This window comes from Kitasatospora sp. NPDC058478 (genome assembly GCF_042720345.1).
Lineage (GTDB): Bacteria > Actinomycetota > Actinomycetes > Streptomycetales > Streptomycetaceae > Kitasatospora.
In genome coordinates, this window is record NZ_JBHXML010000008.1 from 22,292 (window position 1) to 36,024 (window position 13,733).

The 13,733-nt window shown below is 70.1% G+C and carries 18 protein-coding genes; 14 read left to right on the forward strand and 4 right to left on the reverse strand.

Annotation, left to right across the window (positions count from 1 at the left end):
• The first annotated feature begins 8 nt into the window (after positions 1 to 8).
• Genes ACFWPT_RS06290 through ACFWPT_RS06305 form a run of 4 tightly spaced genes read left to right on the forward strand, consistent with a single transcriptional unit; the run spans position 9 to position 3,539 of the window.
• Complete coding sequence (locus ACFWPT_RS06290) at positions 9 to 827, forward strand: STM4013/SEN3800 family hydrolase (RefSeq protein ID WP_380479922.1); 819 nt, start codon at positions 9 to 11, stop codon at positions 825 to 827.
• A gap of 23 nt (positions 828 to 850) precedes the next feature.
• The gene (locus tag ACFWPT_RS06295) at positions 851 to 1,951 is read left to right on the forward strand and encodes a polyprenyl synthetase family protein (RefSeq protein WP_380479924.1); all 1,101 of its coding nucleotides are present in this window, start codon (positions 851 to 853) and stop codon (positions 1,949 to 1,951) included.
• Positions 1,948 to 2,658, forward strand: coding sequence for a polyprenyl diphosphate synthase (gene uppS, locus ACFWPT_RS06300; protein ID WP_380479926.1), 711 nt, complete (start codon positions 1,948 to 1,950; stop codon positions 2,656 to 2,658). The genes ACFWPT_RS06295 and uppS overlap by 4 nt, the downstream gene beginning before the upstream one ends.
• Complete coding sequence (locus ACFWPT_RS06305) at positions 2,655 to 3,539, forward strand: hypothetical protein (protein WP_380479928.1); 885 nt, start codon at positions 2,655 to 2,657, stop codon at positions 3,537 to 3,539. The genes uppS and ACFWPT_RS06305 overlap by 4 nt, the downstream gene beginning before the upstream one ends.
• A 23-nt stretch (positions 3,540 to 3,562) precedes the next feature.
• On the opposite strand, the gene ACFWPT_RS06310 is transcribed toward ACFWPT_RS06305, so the two are convergent.
• Positions 3,563 to 4,354: an isoprenyl transferase gene (locus ACFWPT_RS06310; protein WP_380479930.1), complete on the reverse strand. Its 792-nt coding sequence runs from the start codon at positions 4,352 to 4,354 to the stop codon at positions 3,563 to 3,565.
• Between the two features lie 95 nt (positions 4,355 to 4,449).
• Here ACFWPT_RS06310 and ACFWPT_RS06315 point away from each other — a divergent pair, with 95 nt between their 5' ends.
• The 3 genes from ACFWPT_RS06315 to ACFWPT_RS06325 all read left to right on the forward strand — a co-directional run bounded on the left by ACFWPT_RS06315 (position 4,450) and on the right by ACFWPT_RS06325 (position 7,976).
• The gene (locus tag ACFWPT_RS06315) at positions 4,450 to 5,118 is read left to right on the forward strand and encodes a hypothetical protein (protein WP_380479932.1); all 669 of its coding nucleotides are present in this window, start codon (positions 4,450 to 4,452) and stop codon (positions 5,116 to 5,118) included.
• Positions 5,115 to 5,723: a hypothetical protein gene (locus ACFWPT_RS06320; protein WP_380479934.1), complete on the forward strand. Its 609-nt coding sequence runs from the start codon at positions 5,115 to 5,117 to the stop codon at positions 5,721 to 5,723. The genes ACFWPT_RS06315 and ACFWPT_RS06320 overlap by 4 nt, the downstream gene beginning before the upstream one ends.
• A 258-nt stretch (positions 5,724 to 5,981) precedes the next feature.
• Positions 5,982 to 7,976, forward strand: coding sequence for an ABC transporter ATP-binding protein (locus ACFWPT_RS06325; RefSeq protein WP_380479936.1), 1,995 nt, complete (start codon positions 5,982 to 5,984; stop codon positions 7,974 to 7,976).
• On the opposite strand, the gene ACFWPT_RS06330 is transcribed toward ACFWPT_RS06325, so the two are convergent.
• Positions 7,973 to 8,548 carry a hypothetical protein gene (locus ACFWPT_RS06330; RefSeq protein WP_380479938.1) on the reverse strand — a complete coding sequence of 192 codons (576 nt, stop codon included), beginning with the start codon at positions 8,546 to 8,548 and terminating at the stop codon, positions 7,973 to 7,975. The genes ACFWPT_RS06325 and ACFWPT_RS06330 overlap by 4 nt on opposite strands.
• 515 nt (positions 8,549 to 9,063) lie before the next feature.
• On the opposite strand from ACFWPT_RS06330, the gene ACFWPT_RS06335 reads away from it, so the two are divergent.
• From ACFWPT_RS06335 to ACFWPT_RS06345, 3 genes are all read left to right on the forward strand, one after another.
• Positions 9,064 to 9,528 carry a hypothetical protein gene (locus tag ACFWPT_RS06335; protein WP_380479940.1) on the forward strand — a complete coding sequence of 155 codons (465 nt, stop codon included), beginning with the start codon at positions 9,064 to 9,066 and terminating at the stop codon, positions 9,526 to 9,528.
• 287 nt (positions 9,529 to 9,815) lie between these two features.
• On the forward strand, positions 9,816 to 10,265 hold the full coding sequence (locus ACFWPT_RS06340) for a DUF6093 family protein (RefSeq protein WP_380479942.1): 450 nt from the start codon (positions 9,816 to 9,818) through the stop codon (positions 10,263 to 10,265).
• Positions 10,262 to 10,684 carry a DUF6093 family protein gene (locus ACFWPT_RS06345; RefSeq protein WP_380479944.1) on the forward strand — a complete coding sequence of 141 codons (423 nt, stop codon included), beginning with the start codon at positions 10,262 to 10,264 and terminating at the stop codon, positions 10,682 to 10,684. Before ACFWPT_RS06340 ends, ACFWPT_RS06345 begins: the two co-directional genes overlap by 4 nt.
• A gap of 514 nt (positions 10,685 to 11,198) precedes the next feature.
• Here the strand turns inward: ACFWPT_RS06345 and ACFWPT_RS06350 are convergent.
• A complete protein-coding gene (locus tag ACFWPT_RS06350; RefSeq protein ID WP_380479946.1) occupies positions 11,199 to 11,375 on the reverse strand; it encodes a hypothetical protein in 177 nt (58 codons plus the stop codon).
• A gap of 252 nt (positions 11,376 to 11,627) precedes the next feature.
• Positions 11,628 to 12,005: a hypothetical protein gene (locus ACFWPT_RS06355; protein ID WP_380479948.1), complete on the reverse strand. Its 378-nt coding sequence runs from the start codon at positions 12,003 to 12,005 to the stop codon at positions 11,628 to 11,630.
• A gap of 168 nt (positions 12,006 to 12,173) precedes the next feature.
• Here ACFWPT_RS06355 and ACFWPT_RS06360 point away from each other — a divergent pair, with 168 nt between their 5' ends.
• The 4 genes from ACFWPT_RS06360 to ACFWPT_RS06375 are packed head-to-tail and all read left to right on the forward strand — an operon-like array spanning position 12,174 to position 13,680.
• Positions 12,174 to 12,581, forward strand: coding sequence for a hypothetical protein (locus ACFWPT_RS06360; protein WP_380479950.1), 408 nt, complete (start codon positions 12,174 to 12,176; stop codon positions 12,579 to 12,581).
• Positions 12,581 to 12,985: a hypothetical protein gene (locus ACFWPT_RS06365; RefSeq protein WP_380479952.1), complete on the forward strand. Its 405-nt coding sequence runs from the start codon at positions 12,581 to 12,583 to the stop codon at positions 12,983 to 12,985. Before ACFWPT_RS06360 ends, ACFWPT_RS06365 begins: the two co-directional genes overlap by 1 nt.
• Complete coding sequence (locus ACFWPT_RS06370; protein WP_380479954.1) at positions 12,982 to 13,245, forward strand: hypothetical protein; 264 nt, start codon at positions 12,982 to 12,984, stop codon at positions 13,243 to 13,245. The genes ACFWPT_RS06365 and ACFWPT_RS06370 overlap by 4 nt, the downstream gene beginning before the upstream one ends.
• Positions 13,246 to 13,680 carry a hypothetical protein gene (locus tag ACFWPT_RS06375; RefSeq protein WP_380479956.1) on the forward strand — a complete coding sequence of 145 codons (435 nt, stop codon included), beginning with the start codon at positions 13,246 to 13,248 and terminating at the stop codon, positions 13,678 to 13,680.
• Positions 13,681 to 13,733: the final 53 nt, after the last annotated feature.

The window sequence follows — 13,733 nt, forward strand, 5'->3', positions numbered from 1 at the left end:
TCCGACCGGTGTTTCAGCTGAACGCCAACGAGATCATCGGCAGTCACCACGTGCTGTTCATGACGTTCGACTCGCTGCGCTACGACGTGGCCCGCGCCACGATGCACGCCGGTCGGACCCCCGCCCTGGAGCGCGTCCTGCCCGACGGCCTGTGGGAGGAGCGCCGCACCCAGGGAACCTTCACCTACCCCGCGCACCAGGCGTTCTTCGCCGGGTTCCTGCCGGTTCCGTCAGGCCCGAACCGGCCGCCGCGCCTGCTGGCCTGCCAGGCCGTTCCCGGCAAGGGCCGCACCATCGCCACCACCACCTACGTCTTCAGCGACGCGCCGGACATCGTCCAGGGCTTCGCCGGGATCGGCTACCGCACGGTGTGCATCGGAGGCGTCGGCTACTTCAACAACATCACCAGGCTGGGCCGCGTGTTGCCAGGCCTGTTCCAGGAGGCCTACTGGACGCAGGACACCAGCCCGGACTGCTACGACTCCACCCGGCACCAGGTCGACCGCGCCCTGGCAGTCCTGGACGAGCAGGTGCCCGACCAGCGCCTGTTCCTGTTCATCAACATCGCGGCGACGCACGAGCCGACCGCCGGCTACATCCCCGGCGAGACACGCGACAGCTGGGAGTCCCAGTGCGCGGCCCTGTCCTACGCCGACGGCGAGCTGAGCCGCCTCTTCGAGCAGCTGCCACAGCACGGGCCGTGGCTGGCCATCCTGTGCGCCGACCACGGCGACGCTTTCGGCGAGGACGGCCACAGCGGGCACGGCATCGCCCACCCCTGCGTCTCCTCGGTCCCGTACGCGCACACCCTCATCCCCTCGGTCTGACCCTGCCTTCGGAGGGCTGCATCATGTCCGCGAACGCCTACACGCGCACGGCTCAGGCCGTGCAGGAACGCATCAGCGACCACGCCACTGCCTTCGGCCCGCTGTTCCAGGACTACTTCGTCCGGCTCGGCGACGCCTTCGACCATCCCGCCGAGTCCGTGTTCTCCCCGGACGCCCTGTCGCTGGTTGCGGACCTGGCCCTCGCCGGCGGCAAGCGCCAGCGGGCCGCGTTCGTCTACGAGGCTGCGAGGCTCCCCGGCACGGCGCCGCTTCCGGGAGCCACCGACACCGGGGCGCTCGCCATCGAACTGCTCCAGGCAGCGTTGCTGATCCACGACGACCTGGTCGACAACTCCCTGACCCGGCGCGGCATCCGCTCCACCTTCGGCTCCTACAAGGCCGAGATGCCCGGCCGCCCCCAGTACGCGATGGGCATGACCGTCATGGCCGGCGACCTGGCGTCCTACCTGGCCGCCGACGTCATCACCAGCTCCGGCCTGCCTGCCGACCTGGTCGTGGCGATGACCCAGGTCATCCTGCGGGCCGGGCAGGAAACCTTCTGCGGCCAGATGACCGACCTTGAACGCGACTTCTCCAGGCTGCCCGACCTGGCGTTCCTGGACACCGTCTCCGACTTCAAGTCCGGCCGGTACAGCATCATCGCGCCGATGCAGCTCGGCCTCCTTGCCGCGGGCCACGACCCCGCCCCGCACCGCGAGACGCTGCACCGCTACTCCCGGGCGGTCGGCATCCTCGGCCAGATCCGCGACGACTTCATCAGCTTCTTCGGCGACCCGGCCGTCACTGGCAAACCGGACTCGGTGGATGTGCGCGCCGGCCGGGTGTCCTACCCGATCCGCCAGACCATCGCCGCCGCCACCACCCGGGAAAAGGACTTCGTGCGCACGGTCCTCGGACGCGCCGACGCCACCGACGCCGACGTGGACATGGTCCGTGAGATCGCCCTGGCCCACCACGTGGACGAGGAACTGAGCACGATGATGCACCGGCACGCCGAGCAGGCCGCGGCGGAGGCCGTGACGTGGTACGGGCTGGGCTGGGACGACGACGCGGTGCGCTTCTTCGCGGAGTCGACCGCATGGGGAGCGGAGCGCGCCTCATGAGGCCGTTCCGGCGCCGGCCGGTGCCCCGGCACGTTGCGCTGGTCCTCGACGGCAACCGCCGCTGGGCCCGCCGCAAGGGCCTGCTCAAGGTCACGGAAGGCCACTGGATCGGGTTCGGACGCATCCCCGAGCTGCTGTCCTGGTGCGAGCAAGCCGGCATCGAGTACGTGACGTTGTGGATGCTCTCCACCGAGAACCTGCGGCGCGACCGCGAGGAGATCGCGGTCGTCATGGAGGTGATCTGCGCGGTCGTGCGCCGTCTCGCCTTTCAGGACCGGTGGACCGTCCGCCACCTCGGAACCACCACCGGGCTGACCCCCGGTGTCCGGAACATGCTGCAGACCGCGCAGCGGGAAACCAGCGGGCCGGGCCGGGTGATGACGGTGAACCTGGCCATCTGCTACGGCGGGCGCCAAGAGATCGTCCACGCCGTGAAGGCGGTCCTCACCCGCACGGCCGCCGAACGCGGAATCAGCCCCCAGGAAGCCGTCGAGCACCTGACACCGGAGCAGATCACCTCTGAGATCGCTGGCGGCCAGCCGCCGCCAGACCTGGTGATCCGTACCAGCGGCGAGCGCCGCTCCTCCGGATTCCTCCTGTGGGCAGGCACCCACGCCCGCTGGTGGTTCACCCCTGCCCTGTGGCCGGAGTTCAACCGCCGCCACCTCCGCCAGGCCATCACCGACTACCGGAAGGCACCCGCATGACCACCACCGACACCACCACCGATCAGCCGGACGCTGCCCCCGCGGTCCGGCCGGGCCGGATCATCACCCTGCTCGGCATCGACGCCTCAGGCAAGGACCTGCTCGCCGAAGGCCTCGTCAGCCACCTGACCACCCACGGGGTCGCCGCGCAGTTCCTACCCCGGCGCCACTACCTCCTCGGCATGCCCACCGGCCCCACCGCGGACCTGAACCGCACCCTGTACGACGGCGCGCTGCGCGCCTTCTACACCGGCGCCCGCACCCCGGACGGCAGCGACGTCTCCGACCGGCTGGCCCCCGACGCCGACCTCCGCAGCAAGGACGTCACCCGGGCACTCACCGACGTCGACATCGCCTACAACAACGCCCGCACCGTCCTGGCCTCCTCGATCGCCGAGATCGCCGGGTCGCTCGCCTACTGGGAGACCGTCCTCCTGCCGAAGGTCCACGAAGGCCAGGTCGTCATCGACACCCCGCACCTGATCCGCGCTGTCGTCAAAGGCTGCGTGATGGTCCAGCACCACGCCGTGCACGGAACACCGCTGCACCGCCAGGCGGGCGAGGTCATGGCCTGCGCCCGCGAGGTGTTGCGCCCCAGCTCCTCGCTGGCGGTCCCGGTGCTGCTGCGGGTGACTCCCGAGCTGGCCTACGAGCGCCGCGTCGCCCAGTACGGAGGACTCGGCCCGCTGGAGCACTACGGGCAGGTCGGCGGCGAGGCGACCCGCGCCGCCTACCTCGACCTGCAACGACGGGTGCAGGCCGAGCTGGAGACGATCGCCGCGCACTGGCGGGCGGTCGTGGTGGACATGGACCCCGACTGGGCCGAGGCCTGGCCGGCGGGCCTGGAAGCGATCCTCAGCGACGAGCGGATGCGCCTGTGAGCCACACCGGCCGGGCCCGGGGCCTACTTGCCGTACCGGCGGTCGCGCTCCGCGAACGCGCGCAGCGCCCGCAGGAAGTCGGCCTTCCGGAACGCCGGCCAGTTCACGTCGACGAAGTAGAACTCGCTGTAGGCCGACTGCCACAGCAGGAACCCCGACAGGCGCTGCTCGCCGCTGGTGCGGATGACCAGATCGGTGGCGTCCGCACCGGCTGGCGAGTACAGGTTCGCGCTGATGTCGTCGGTGTCCAGGGCCCCGGCGAACTCGGCCGGGTCGCCGCCGCCCTCGACGTGCCGGCGGAACGCGGTCTTCACGGCGTCCACGACTTCTTGGCGCCCGCCGTAGCCCACGGCGACGTCGACCAGCATGCCGTCCCGGTCGGCGGTGGCGGACGCCGCCTCCTTCAGCGCGAGAGCGTGCTCGTCGGGCAGCAGGTCCAGCGAGCCGATGACCTGCACCCGCCACGACTTGCCAGGCTGAGCGAGTCCGGTCACGGTGTCCTGGATGATGCCCAGCAGCGGCACGAGTTCGTGCTCCGGGCGGCCGGACAGGTTGTCGTCGCTCAGCATGAACAAACTGACGTGCCCCACGCCCGTCTCGGCGCACCACCCGAGGAACGTCTCCACCTTGGCGCCGCCCGCGCGGTAACCCTCGGCGACATCGTGGCCGTGCCCGTTCGCCCGCGCCCAGCGCCGGTTGCCGTCCAGCATGATGCCGACGTGCTGCGGCCGGGGCAGGCCCTCCAGGCCTTTCAGAACGCGCCGCTCGTACACCGGCATCGCCGCGTTGCGCGCCCACATGGGCAGAAGTGGCATGAATCCTCCAAGGACAAACCCGGATCAACTGGTCGGAGACGGTACCAGTCGGAGAGCCAACTTCCCTACCCGAAGCGAGACTTCAAGGAGTCAGTGTGCAAACCGTTGAAGAAGTCCACCACGAACTGGACACCATCGACTGGGATCGGGCCCGCGACAGCGCCACCACAGCCCGCTCCATCCTCCGCCAGCTCGCAGACAACCGGCCGCTGCTCACCGAGATGGTCGAGGCGGTCCCGCGGACCCCGGAGCTGATGGGCCGCTGCGAGCACCACCCGCTCATGTCCCGCATGGTCCTCGCCGACAGGCCCGGCGGCTGGTGCCTGCGCCTGCACCGCTTCGAGCACGACGAGAAGGACCTGATCCCGCACACCCACCGTCGCGCGATCTACTCCCACATCCTGTACGGCGGCTACCTACAGGTATGGCACCGGCGCACCGACGGTCACCAGGGCGGGCCGTTCTCCACGATGGACCTGACCCCCGCCGTCATGTCCATCGAGGCGCCCGGCGCCGACTACATGCTCGGCGACCCGCTCATCCACCAGACGATCATGCAGCCCGGCACCGTGAGCCTGTTCCTGTCCGGCCCCGCCCGCCAGGACCAGTGGTGGCCCGCCTCCGACCTCGACGGCATGGTCACCGAGATGAAGAAGGACGACATGGAGAAGACCAAGGACTTCTCCATGTCCCCCGCCGACCACGAGGCCTTCGCCGCCATGCTCCGATCCCACGGGATCATCACCGGAAGGACCGAACTGTGACCCACACCCTCGTCCCGCTGCCGCAAGCCGTCGCCGACCTCCTCGACCTGTCCGGCCGCGCCCGGGAGATCCCGATGGACGGCGTCAACCTCCCCACCAACTGGGCCCCGACGGTCGCGGCCTCCGCATTCGACATGCTCGCCATCGCCCACAGCGGCCATGCGAAGCTGTCGCACACCGGCTCCGGCCACACCGACCTGTACGTCGGCCAAGACACCGACAACACGTACTACCTGCGGATCGCGGCCGACAACCACACCGCGCCCCTCCCGGCCGCCGACAAGACCGCCGTGCTCACCCTCACCGGCACCGCGACGCTGGAGGCCTACACCGACACCGCCCACGTCGAAGCCGGCGACCCCCAGTACGTTCGGGAATTCCGCCCGGGATCCGCACACTTCGTCTTCCCCGGCACGCCGCTCACCGCCGAGCTGTCCTCCGACGCCTGCCAACTCGTCATCTGCCGGGGGCGGATGACGCCGTTCGGCGCCGAACTGGGCGAAGCCGCCTACACCGACGCCGTGAAGACCGCAGCCGGCCTCCTCGCGAGCGCCCTAGACGCCCGCCGCGTCACCGGGGAACTGCCTTCCTGCGGACGAGACTGACCACCACCCGCACACCGGGGCGGCCGGTCGGCCGAACGCTCCCGAGCACGCCGCAACGGCGGGGTGGGCGTTCGGCCGCCGCGCGCCGTCACCCACTCGGGTGATCCGGCCAGGCCTCGACCCGGCGAGCAGACACGGCGCGGACACTAGGCATTCCGGCACTTCCGCGTTGTTCCAGCTCTGCCCGAACGGCGCGCTCGACCCGTCTTCCAAGCCGACCAGCTCCCACTGCACCCGTACCCCTACGGCAGGAGTGCCATGACCTCACCCAGCACGAGCACGACGCCGGACAGCACTCCGGTTTCCGAGAGTGAGCGGCTGCTGTTCGGCGGGCCGATGCGTTACGACTACGGCTGGGCCAAGCACGAGTTCGCCGGCGCCAGGGTGACGTTCTGGACGGTCGCCCGCCAGATGCCCACGTTCCTGCGGCTGGCGGGGCGGATGGCCTGGGCGGCCGACCGGCCGGCGCTGGTGGCCCTGGTGACGGCGGAGGTGCTGCGCGGTGTCGCCGCCGCGGCCGCGCTGATCGCCACCAACCAGGCCCTCGGCCGTCTCCTCGCCCCCGGCGACATGCCGACCATCCTGCACGCCGCCCTGCCCGCGATCCTCACCGTCGGCGCCGTGGCCGCGCTGTCGGCGGTCCTCGCCGCCGTGTCCGGGCTCGCCTCCGGTCGGCTGGAACCGGCCGTGTTCCGGTCGGCGACCGTCGACTTCCTGGCCATCGTCTCCCGCTCCGAACTGGAGGCGATCGAGGACCCGGAGTTCCTGGCCGAGGTCGACTCGGCGCGCTGGGGCGCCGGATCGATCCAGCACATCGTCGGCCAGGGCGTGTCCGTCCTGACGGCGGGTTTCGCCCTGTTCTCCGCCGCCGGGGTGCTGACCGTCCTGCACCCCGCACTGCTACCGATGCTGCTGCTCATCACCGCCCCGCGCGGCTGGGGTGCGGTGCGCACCGCCCGCCGCCGCTACCTGTCCACGCAGGCGATGCTCCAGCACAGCCGGGCCAGCGGCCTGCTCTCGGACATGCTGATCCGCCCGTGGTCGGCCGCCGAGGTCCGCGTGCACGCGTGCGGGCCGTTCCTGCTCGGCCACTACGAGCAGATGGCCCGCGCCGCCGAACGCGAACAGGCCCGCCTCGCGGGTGTGAAGGCCCGCACCGACCTGCTGACCGCCTCCCTCGCCGGACTCGCCACGGTCGGCGCGTTCACGATGCTCGGCTGGCTGGTCAGCACCGGCTCCATGCCTCTGGCGGTCGCCGGCACCGCCGTCGTCGCCATCCGCACCGGCTCCGCCTCGATCTCCGGCCTCGTCTCCCAGATCAACTCCCTCTACGAGGAGTCCCTGTTCGTCGCCGACCTCGACCGGCTGCGCCGCCACGGCCACCGCCGCGCGATTCCCGTCGGCGGCGCGCCGCTGCCCGAACGCCCCGAGCGGATCCGCGTCGAGGACGTCTCCTTCACCTACCCGGGCCGCGACACCCCGGCCCTCGACAAGGTCAGCCTCACCATCGGCCGCGGCCAGGTCATCGCCCTGGTCGGGGAGAACGGCTCCGGCAAGTCCACGCTCGCCCACCTGCTGTGCGGCGTCTACCAGCCCCACCAGGGCCGCATCCGGTGGGACACCACCGACACCGCCACCGCCGACCGCGCCCAACTGTTCGCCGGCATCGCCTTGTTGGCCCAGAACTTCCAACGCTGGTCCTTCACCCTGCGCGCCAACCTCCTCCTCGGACGACCCGACGCCCCCGCCACCCAGCAGCAACTGGAAGCCGCCGCCGACTACGCCGACCTCCACCCCGTCCTCGCCGAACTCGACCGAGGCTGGGACACCCTCCTCGCCAAGGGCTTCGAAGGCGGCGTCGGCATCTCCGGCGGACAGTGGCAACGCGTCGCCATCGCCAGGCTGCGCCACCGCATGACCACCCCCGCACCGGACGGCCGCCTCCCGCACCTGATCGTCGTCGACGAGCCGACCAGCGCCATGGACGCCAAAGCCGAGATCGAGGCCTTCGAGAAGATCCGCGCCCTGACCGAACTCGGCGTCAGCATCGTCCTGATCACCCACCGCCTCGCGGCCACCGCGCAAGCGGACCGCATCTACGTCCTCGACCACGGCCGCCTCATCGAAGAGGGCACCCACGAAGAGCTGATGGCCAAGCCCTCCACCTACTCCGAGGCCTACCAGCTCCAGGCCGCCCAGTACGGCATCGGCGACCGCCTGCCCCACCAGGCCACCACCGCACCCGACGCTTAGTCCCTCTGCAGCGCACCGTAGTTGGCGGTCAGCGCGGCGGCGTAGGCGTCCGGGACGGTCTGGCCGCCGAAGGTGGGCGGCAGCCAGGATGCCAACGCGCCAGCCGCGTCGACGTACGGTCCGTACCGGGCGCGCCAATCGTGCCGCGCGGCTTCGTCTGGGAAGCCTCGGACAACGGCGACCTCCGGGTCCCGTTCGCCCCAACAGCCCCAACGGCCGGAGGGACCGGTCAGTGCGACGGTCCGAGCCGCGATGGTGATCGACTCCAGGACTTCCCGGCCCGAGTCGAACCCGACCTCCGCCCAGTAGTCGTCTGGCGTGGCCTCGACGGACAGCGACAGCGTCGGTCCGGTGATGCCGTCCGCCTCGACCACGAGCAGGTCGACCTGCCGGTCACCGTGCAGCCTGGCCAGCGCCGCGAGCGCCGGCCAGGCGTCCGGGGTCAGCAGAAGATCGAACTCGCAGAACACCGCCTCGTCGGCGAGTTCCCGGAAGACCCGCGCGGGCAACCTGGCATCGAGGTCGAAGACGGCGGCGGCGCGGGCGCGGACGGTGTCCGGGTTCAAGGCCATGAAGCGCGGTGTCCTGGTCCTCGGTCTGGTGCGGGGTGGCCCTCGGTGGCGTGATCGGTCACGGGGAGAGGGTACGCGCGTCATGATCGCCCGGACGTCCTAGCCGTCCGCACAGCACTCCGGGGCACGCGGCCTGGGAACCGAGAAACAGGACCGTGTGCTCTCGGCCTGGTCGACCTGACCGCTTCATTGTCCGTTGCGGAGCCGTCGACGACATCGAGCATGGCTCCCGTGACCCTGGCTGGCAGTTCGCAAGGGCGCCGCCCGGCCCTCGTCTTTCCCGGGAAACGCGCCGCGAGTTCGCTGTTGAGCCGGGCCCCGAAGGCCTTGACGAGCACAGGCCGGTCTTGCCCTACTCCCGGCCGCTTACTGTCCCCATAGGTAACTGTCCGAAACAGCCCTCGCGCAGTGCCGCCCGGAGGATGGGGCGGGGCGCGTGGCCCGTCGGCCATCGTTCCGGCTCGGGAGCGCGAAACCGCCTCCGCCACACCCGGGAGTCAGGTATAGGTGGAGGCGTGACAGAGACAGGGTGGATGGTGGATTCGAAGTGGCGCGGGATCGACCTGACGCGGGCCTACCTGACGAAGGACCGGGTCCAGGTCGCAGCAAGCCTTGAAGGCTTGGACACGGAGCGGCGGCAGCTCGTACTCGTTCTGCTGGGCCTCTCCTACGATGATCTCCTCGGCGATCTGGGGAAGCCACCCATGAACGTGCGAGACCTCTATGAGGTGGCGGCCTTGGCACCGGCGGAGTCCGAGTTCGCGACGACAGCCGCCGTACGCCGGGTCGCTGCGAAGGAGGCGGGGTTCGTCGAGGCGATGACCGACCTGGAGCTTGTGGACCAGATCCACGTGTTCGCGATCTGCACCGTGGTCATGCTGGTGGACTCCCTCGGGCACGCGGGTGCCCAGGCTCGCCTGGACGAGGAAGCAGCTAGTTGCGAGCGGTTGGGGTATCTCAGGCCCTACATGCTCATCTGACCCCACCATCCAGGGCGGGGGTCAGAGGGTAGCTCTGACCGGGGGAACTCACCCGAGAGAGCCCTCTTCGTCCAGGGGTTCCTCGGGCCGGTCGGGCGCGTTTGAGGCGCGGGATAGACTGCGAGTGCCCTGCGTCGGTCGATGCCCATACCCCTAAGCATCGGTCTGTTGTGGAGGGGGCCAGCCGTGTTCGAGCCGGGCCAGGGCGGGGGAAGCTCCCATGTTGCGTTTCGGGTGGCCCTCGGCTGTCTGAGGGGAGTGTCCGCCGCGGTTCCTAGGCTCGGATCATGACCACTCCCACCACAGACCCCGGCACGGCCGCGCCCGAATTCGGCGGCGTCACCACCCTCGTCGAGCGGCTGCTCCTGACCGAGAAGGTCCGGATCAGCGAGCCCGGCCCGCAGATCTTCGATCCGACCACCGGCCAGTACGTGCCGGGCCCCGACGTCGCGAAGTACGAAGGCCCGGGTCTGCACCGGGCCTCCGGCGGTCCGGGGGTCGTGTTGCGGCTGGAGGGGCAGCCGTACAAGGACGATGGTGACGGCCGCTACCTGCTGTTCTCCCCGTTGGGCGCGCCGGTCGCCGCCGAGGGCAACTCGGTCACGATTGTGGAGAGCACGGACTCGGGCGCCGTCGGCCGCACGTTCAAGGTCCTGGACCCGGGGGAGTCCGGCGGCACGGCGGTGGTCCGCAGGACGTGGATGCGCATCGAGAAGGCTGGAGGTGCTGCCGCGTGAGTACCCCTATCGATCTCGGCGTCGTACGCCTCACCATGGAGACCACCGTGATGGTCGACACCGTGCGGATCAGCAGGCCGACCGGCACCCCGGTGCTGGACGTCGAAACAGGGCTGGTGGGGCCCATCCCGACAACCAGGACCTGGGAGGGCAGCGGAGCGGTGCTCTCCGCCCACGGCCTCGCCGCGGTCGAGCACCTGGTCGGCGGCCGGTGGCTGGAGGACAACGCCTCCTGGTACGGCTTGGTGACGCCGCTGTCCGCGCCGCTTCCGCAGCGCGGCGACCTGGTGACCGTCATCGTCGCGAAGGAGTCGACGGCCGGCACGGTCGGCCGGACCTGGCAGACCCTCGACGCGGGAGAGGCCAGCACCGTGGAGGTCGCACGGATCACCCGCCTCGACGAGGTCGTAGCCCCGTAGCCAGCGCCTCGGGCCCGGGAGTGACCCCGGGGCCTCACGGCGTGTCAACAAGTGTTGACGAATATCGGCCCGGGATGGCCTTCTACCTGCGGTTTTCGCGAGGCGCAGCTCAATGTGTGGCTTCGTGAAATTTCTTACCCCGGTACCGGGGTGATACCGTTGCATGTCAACGCGTTGTTGTCACGCTTCTGAGCTAAGAGCGGAACAAATAATCTCAACCCTGGACATATTTCCCGAACCGACTAATTTATGGTCGATTCGATAGATAAGATCCGACTGAATCAATGGAGATCCATTGATGAGGTTATTTGAACTTGGGAGTTTGATTCAAACTTCGAACTTATCTCGCCCCTGCGGGATAATCGAGTTCGATATAGATGTGGCGCCGTCCGCAACCATGATGGAACTCGCGGCGCGGACGACGCCCAGGAGGAGCTGAGCCCGCAAGGGCGCGGCGCCGCCAGATCGGCGGCGCGCCCGCCAGGTGCCAGCCTGGTAGGCGCGCCGCCCGTCGTTACCGCCTGGTCGCGTAGTCGGCAATCAGGCCGATCGCCGGGACTGCGAGCGCGGCCCCGAACCTCAACGTCTCGACGTACTTCTGGTGGCGCCGCTCCGCACGGCGTTCCTCCCGCTCGATGTCCCGCCGAGCCTCCGAATTGTCGGTGACCTGCGGGAACTCCGAGTCGGGCATCGCGCTACCCCTTCCTGCCGCTGGCGGGACGGATTTCGTCGCGCCGGGTGTTCCGCCGCGATCGAACGGCGGACGTCATGGGGCAGGTAGGGGGTCGCGGAGCTCACTTCCGATGCATGACGATATATGTGACGGGCCGTCCACCGCAAAGCAGGCGCAACTTTGATGCGTTTATGGTGGCGGTGTCCGTGACTTATATGCATCATTTTCCGTGCGAGCGGCTGTCGGCGGCTCGGGCGGTGGCCCGCTCCTTTACCAGAGGTGCAGGAACGTCCGGATGTCGTCGTAGCTGTCAAGGGCTCGTTCGTCAACGTCCGCCGGGTCGGCGGCGGCTCGCCGTGACAGGGATCGCGCCAGGTCGAGGGTTTCGTCGCTGAGGCGGCCGAAGCGGCGGGCGGTGTGGCTCAGGCACAGGACAGCCAGCCCCAGTAGGGGACTGCCCGGTGCGGCCCGTGTGCCGACCTGCACGCAGCAGTGCTCGACGAACTCCCGGTCATCTCCGTGCAGAGCGACTCCGACCAGGGCATCAGCCGCGTCGTCACCTGCAGAGCGGCCGCTCAGAGCACTCTCCAGGGCTTCTGCCACCACCTCGCGAGTCAGCGCGGGCGGGTCCTCAAGGGTCCTGTGCATGTCGCGAGACTACGGGTTCCGCCACCGGCGCGTTGTTCAACAATCAGTGGTGAGCGACGGGTTGGGTGGAGTGGCGCTGGAGTGCGAAGTGGGCGGCGCCTGGGCGTGCGCGCCGGGCCACGGTCGGGAACGGCCGCCGTGTCCGTCGAGGCCCCTAGGCTCGTGACCATGACCCCCACCAATCCCCCTGAGCAGCGGCATGTCCGTATCCAGGCGACCGGCCCGACCGCTCGTCTGGAGATCGACGGCCAGGACCTCGCCGACCAGGTCCGTTCCTACGAGCTGCGACACATCGCCGGGCAGCTCCCCGAGATCCAGTTGCTGCTGCGCCCGACCGCCAACCCGGAGTGGGAGGGCACCGCCCGCGTCGTGGTCGGTGAGGATCCGGACCCGGGCCCGGCCGCCGCCGCGTTCCTGGCCGCCCTCGACCCCGCCGAGACCGAGCGCGCTGTCCTGGCCCGGCACGACCTCCTCGACGGCGGCGCGCACGAGTTCACGAGGGCGCTGTTCACCCAGCTGGGCGAGTGGGCGCTCGGTGTGCGGCAGCCCGGCGAGCACGGGGCGGTGGACGGCTGATGGCGCAGGTGACCAGTAACGCCGGGGTCCTGGCCGCGCAGTTGGAGTCGAGGGCCGTCGTCGCCGTGCCGGCGGCGACGGCGGTGGTGCGGCATCACGCGATGATCCTGGAGACCGCGATCCGCGCCGGCGCATCGGGCCGTCCTGGGCCCGGTGTTCAGAGCGGCGAGTACCGGCGGTCGTGGACCACGGAGGTCCACGCCACCGCCACCGGTGTGGAAGCGACCGTGGGCACCAGCCGCCCGCAGGCCGCGCGTCTGGAGTACGGCTTCTCCGGCGCGGACAGTCTGGGCCGGGTGTACCACCAGGCGCCGCTTCCGCACGTCGGCCCCGCGGTGCAGCGCGTCGAGCCGCTGTTCCTGATGGCGATGGGCCGTGTTGCCGAAGCGGTGGTGGCGGGATGAGTCAGCTCACCGACGACATCCACCAGGCCGTTGCCGGGGTGCTGCGGGCGCACGGCACCGGGCTGTTGTCCCGTGCGGTACTCGTCCTGGAGGTTGTTGAGGAGGAGACGGGGGAGCTGGGCCTGTTCCTGGAAACGTCGCCGACGGACATGCCGGTGTGGGACCGGGCCGGGATGCTGCGCTACGCCGACCTGGACCTGGCCGGGCAGATCACCGCGTGCCAGATCGGCGGCGGGAACGACGACGATGAGGACGAGTAGATGCCGGTTCAGGGACGGGTCGTGTCGACGGCGCTGCGGGACGCCATAGCTGCGGCGACGGGCCGCAGCTGCGGGTACGGGGCGCCGCCGGTCGCGGCGGACAAGCCGACCGGGACCACGATCCCCTACAGCGTGCTGTACCCGCTGGGAGGCACCAGCAGCGGGCCGCCGTTCGGCGACCAGGCCGGCGACGGGCGGCTGCTATACCAGGTCACGTCGGTCGCGACGACCGGGGAGCAGGCGGAGTGGATGGCCGACAAGGTCCGGGCGGCGGTCCTCGGCACGAAGGGCGGGAGCTTCGTGACGCCGATCCTTCCGGCGGGGCACACGGTTGTCGGCCGGGAGATCGACAAGGAGGACGGCCAGTCCGTCGCCAACGGCGTATACAGTTACATCACGCGGATCATCCTGCACGTGACCACACCTGACAGCTGAACCCGCCCGCCGCCGACTTCGGCGGCGATCTCACCGTGGAGACCCCCGCACGG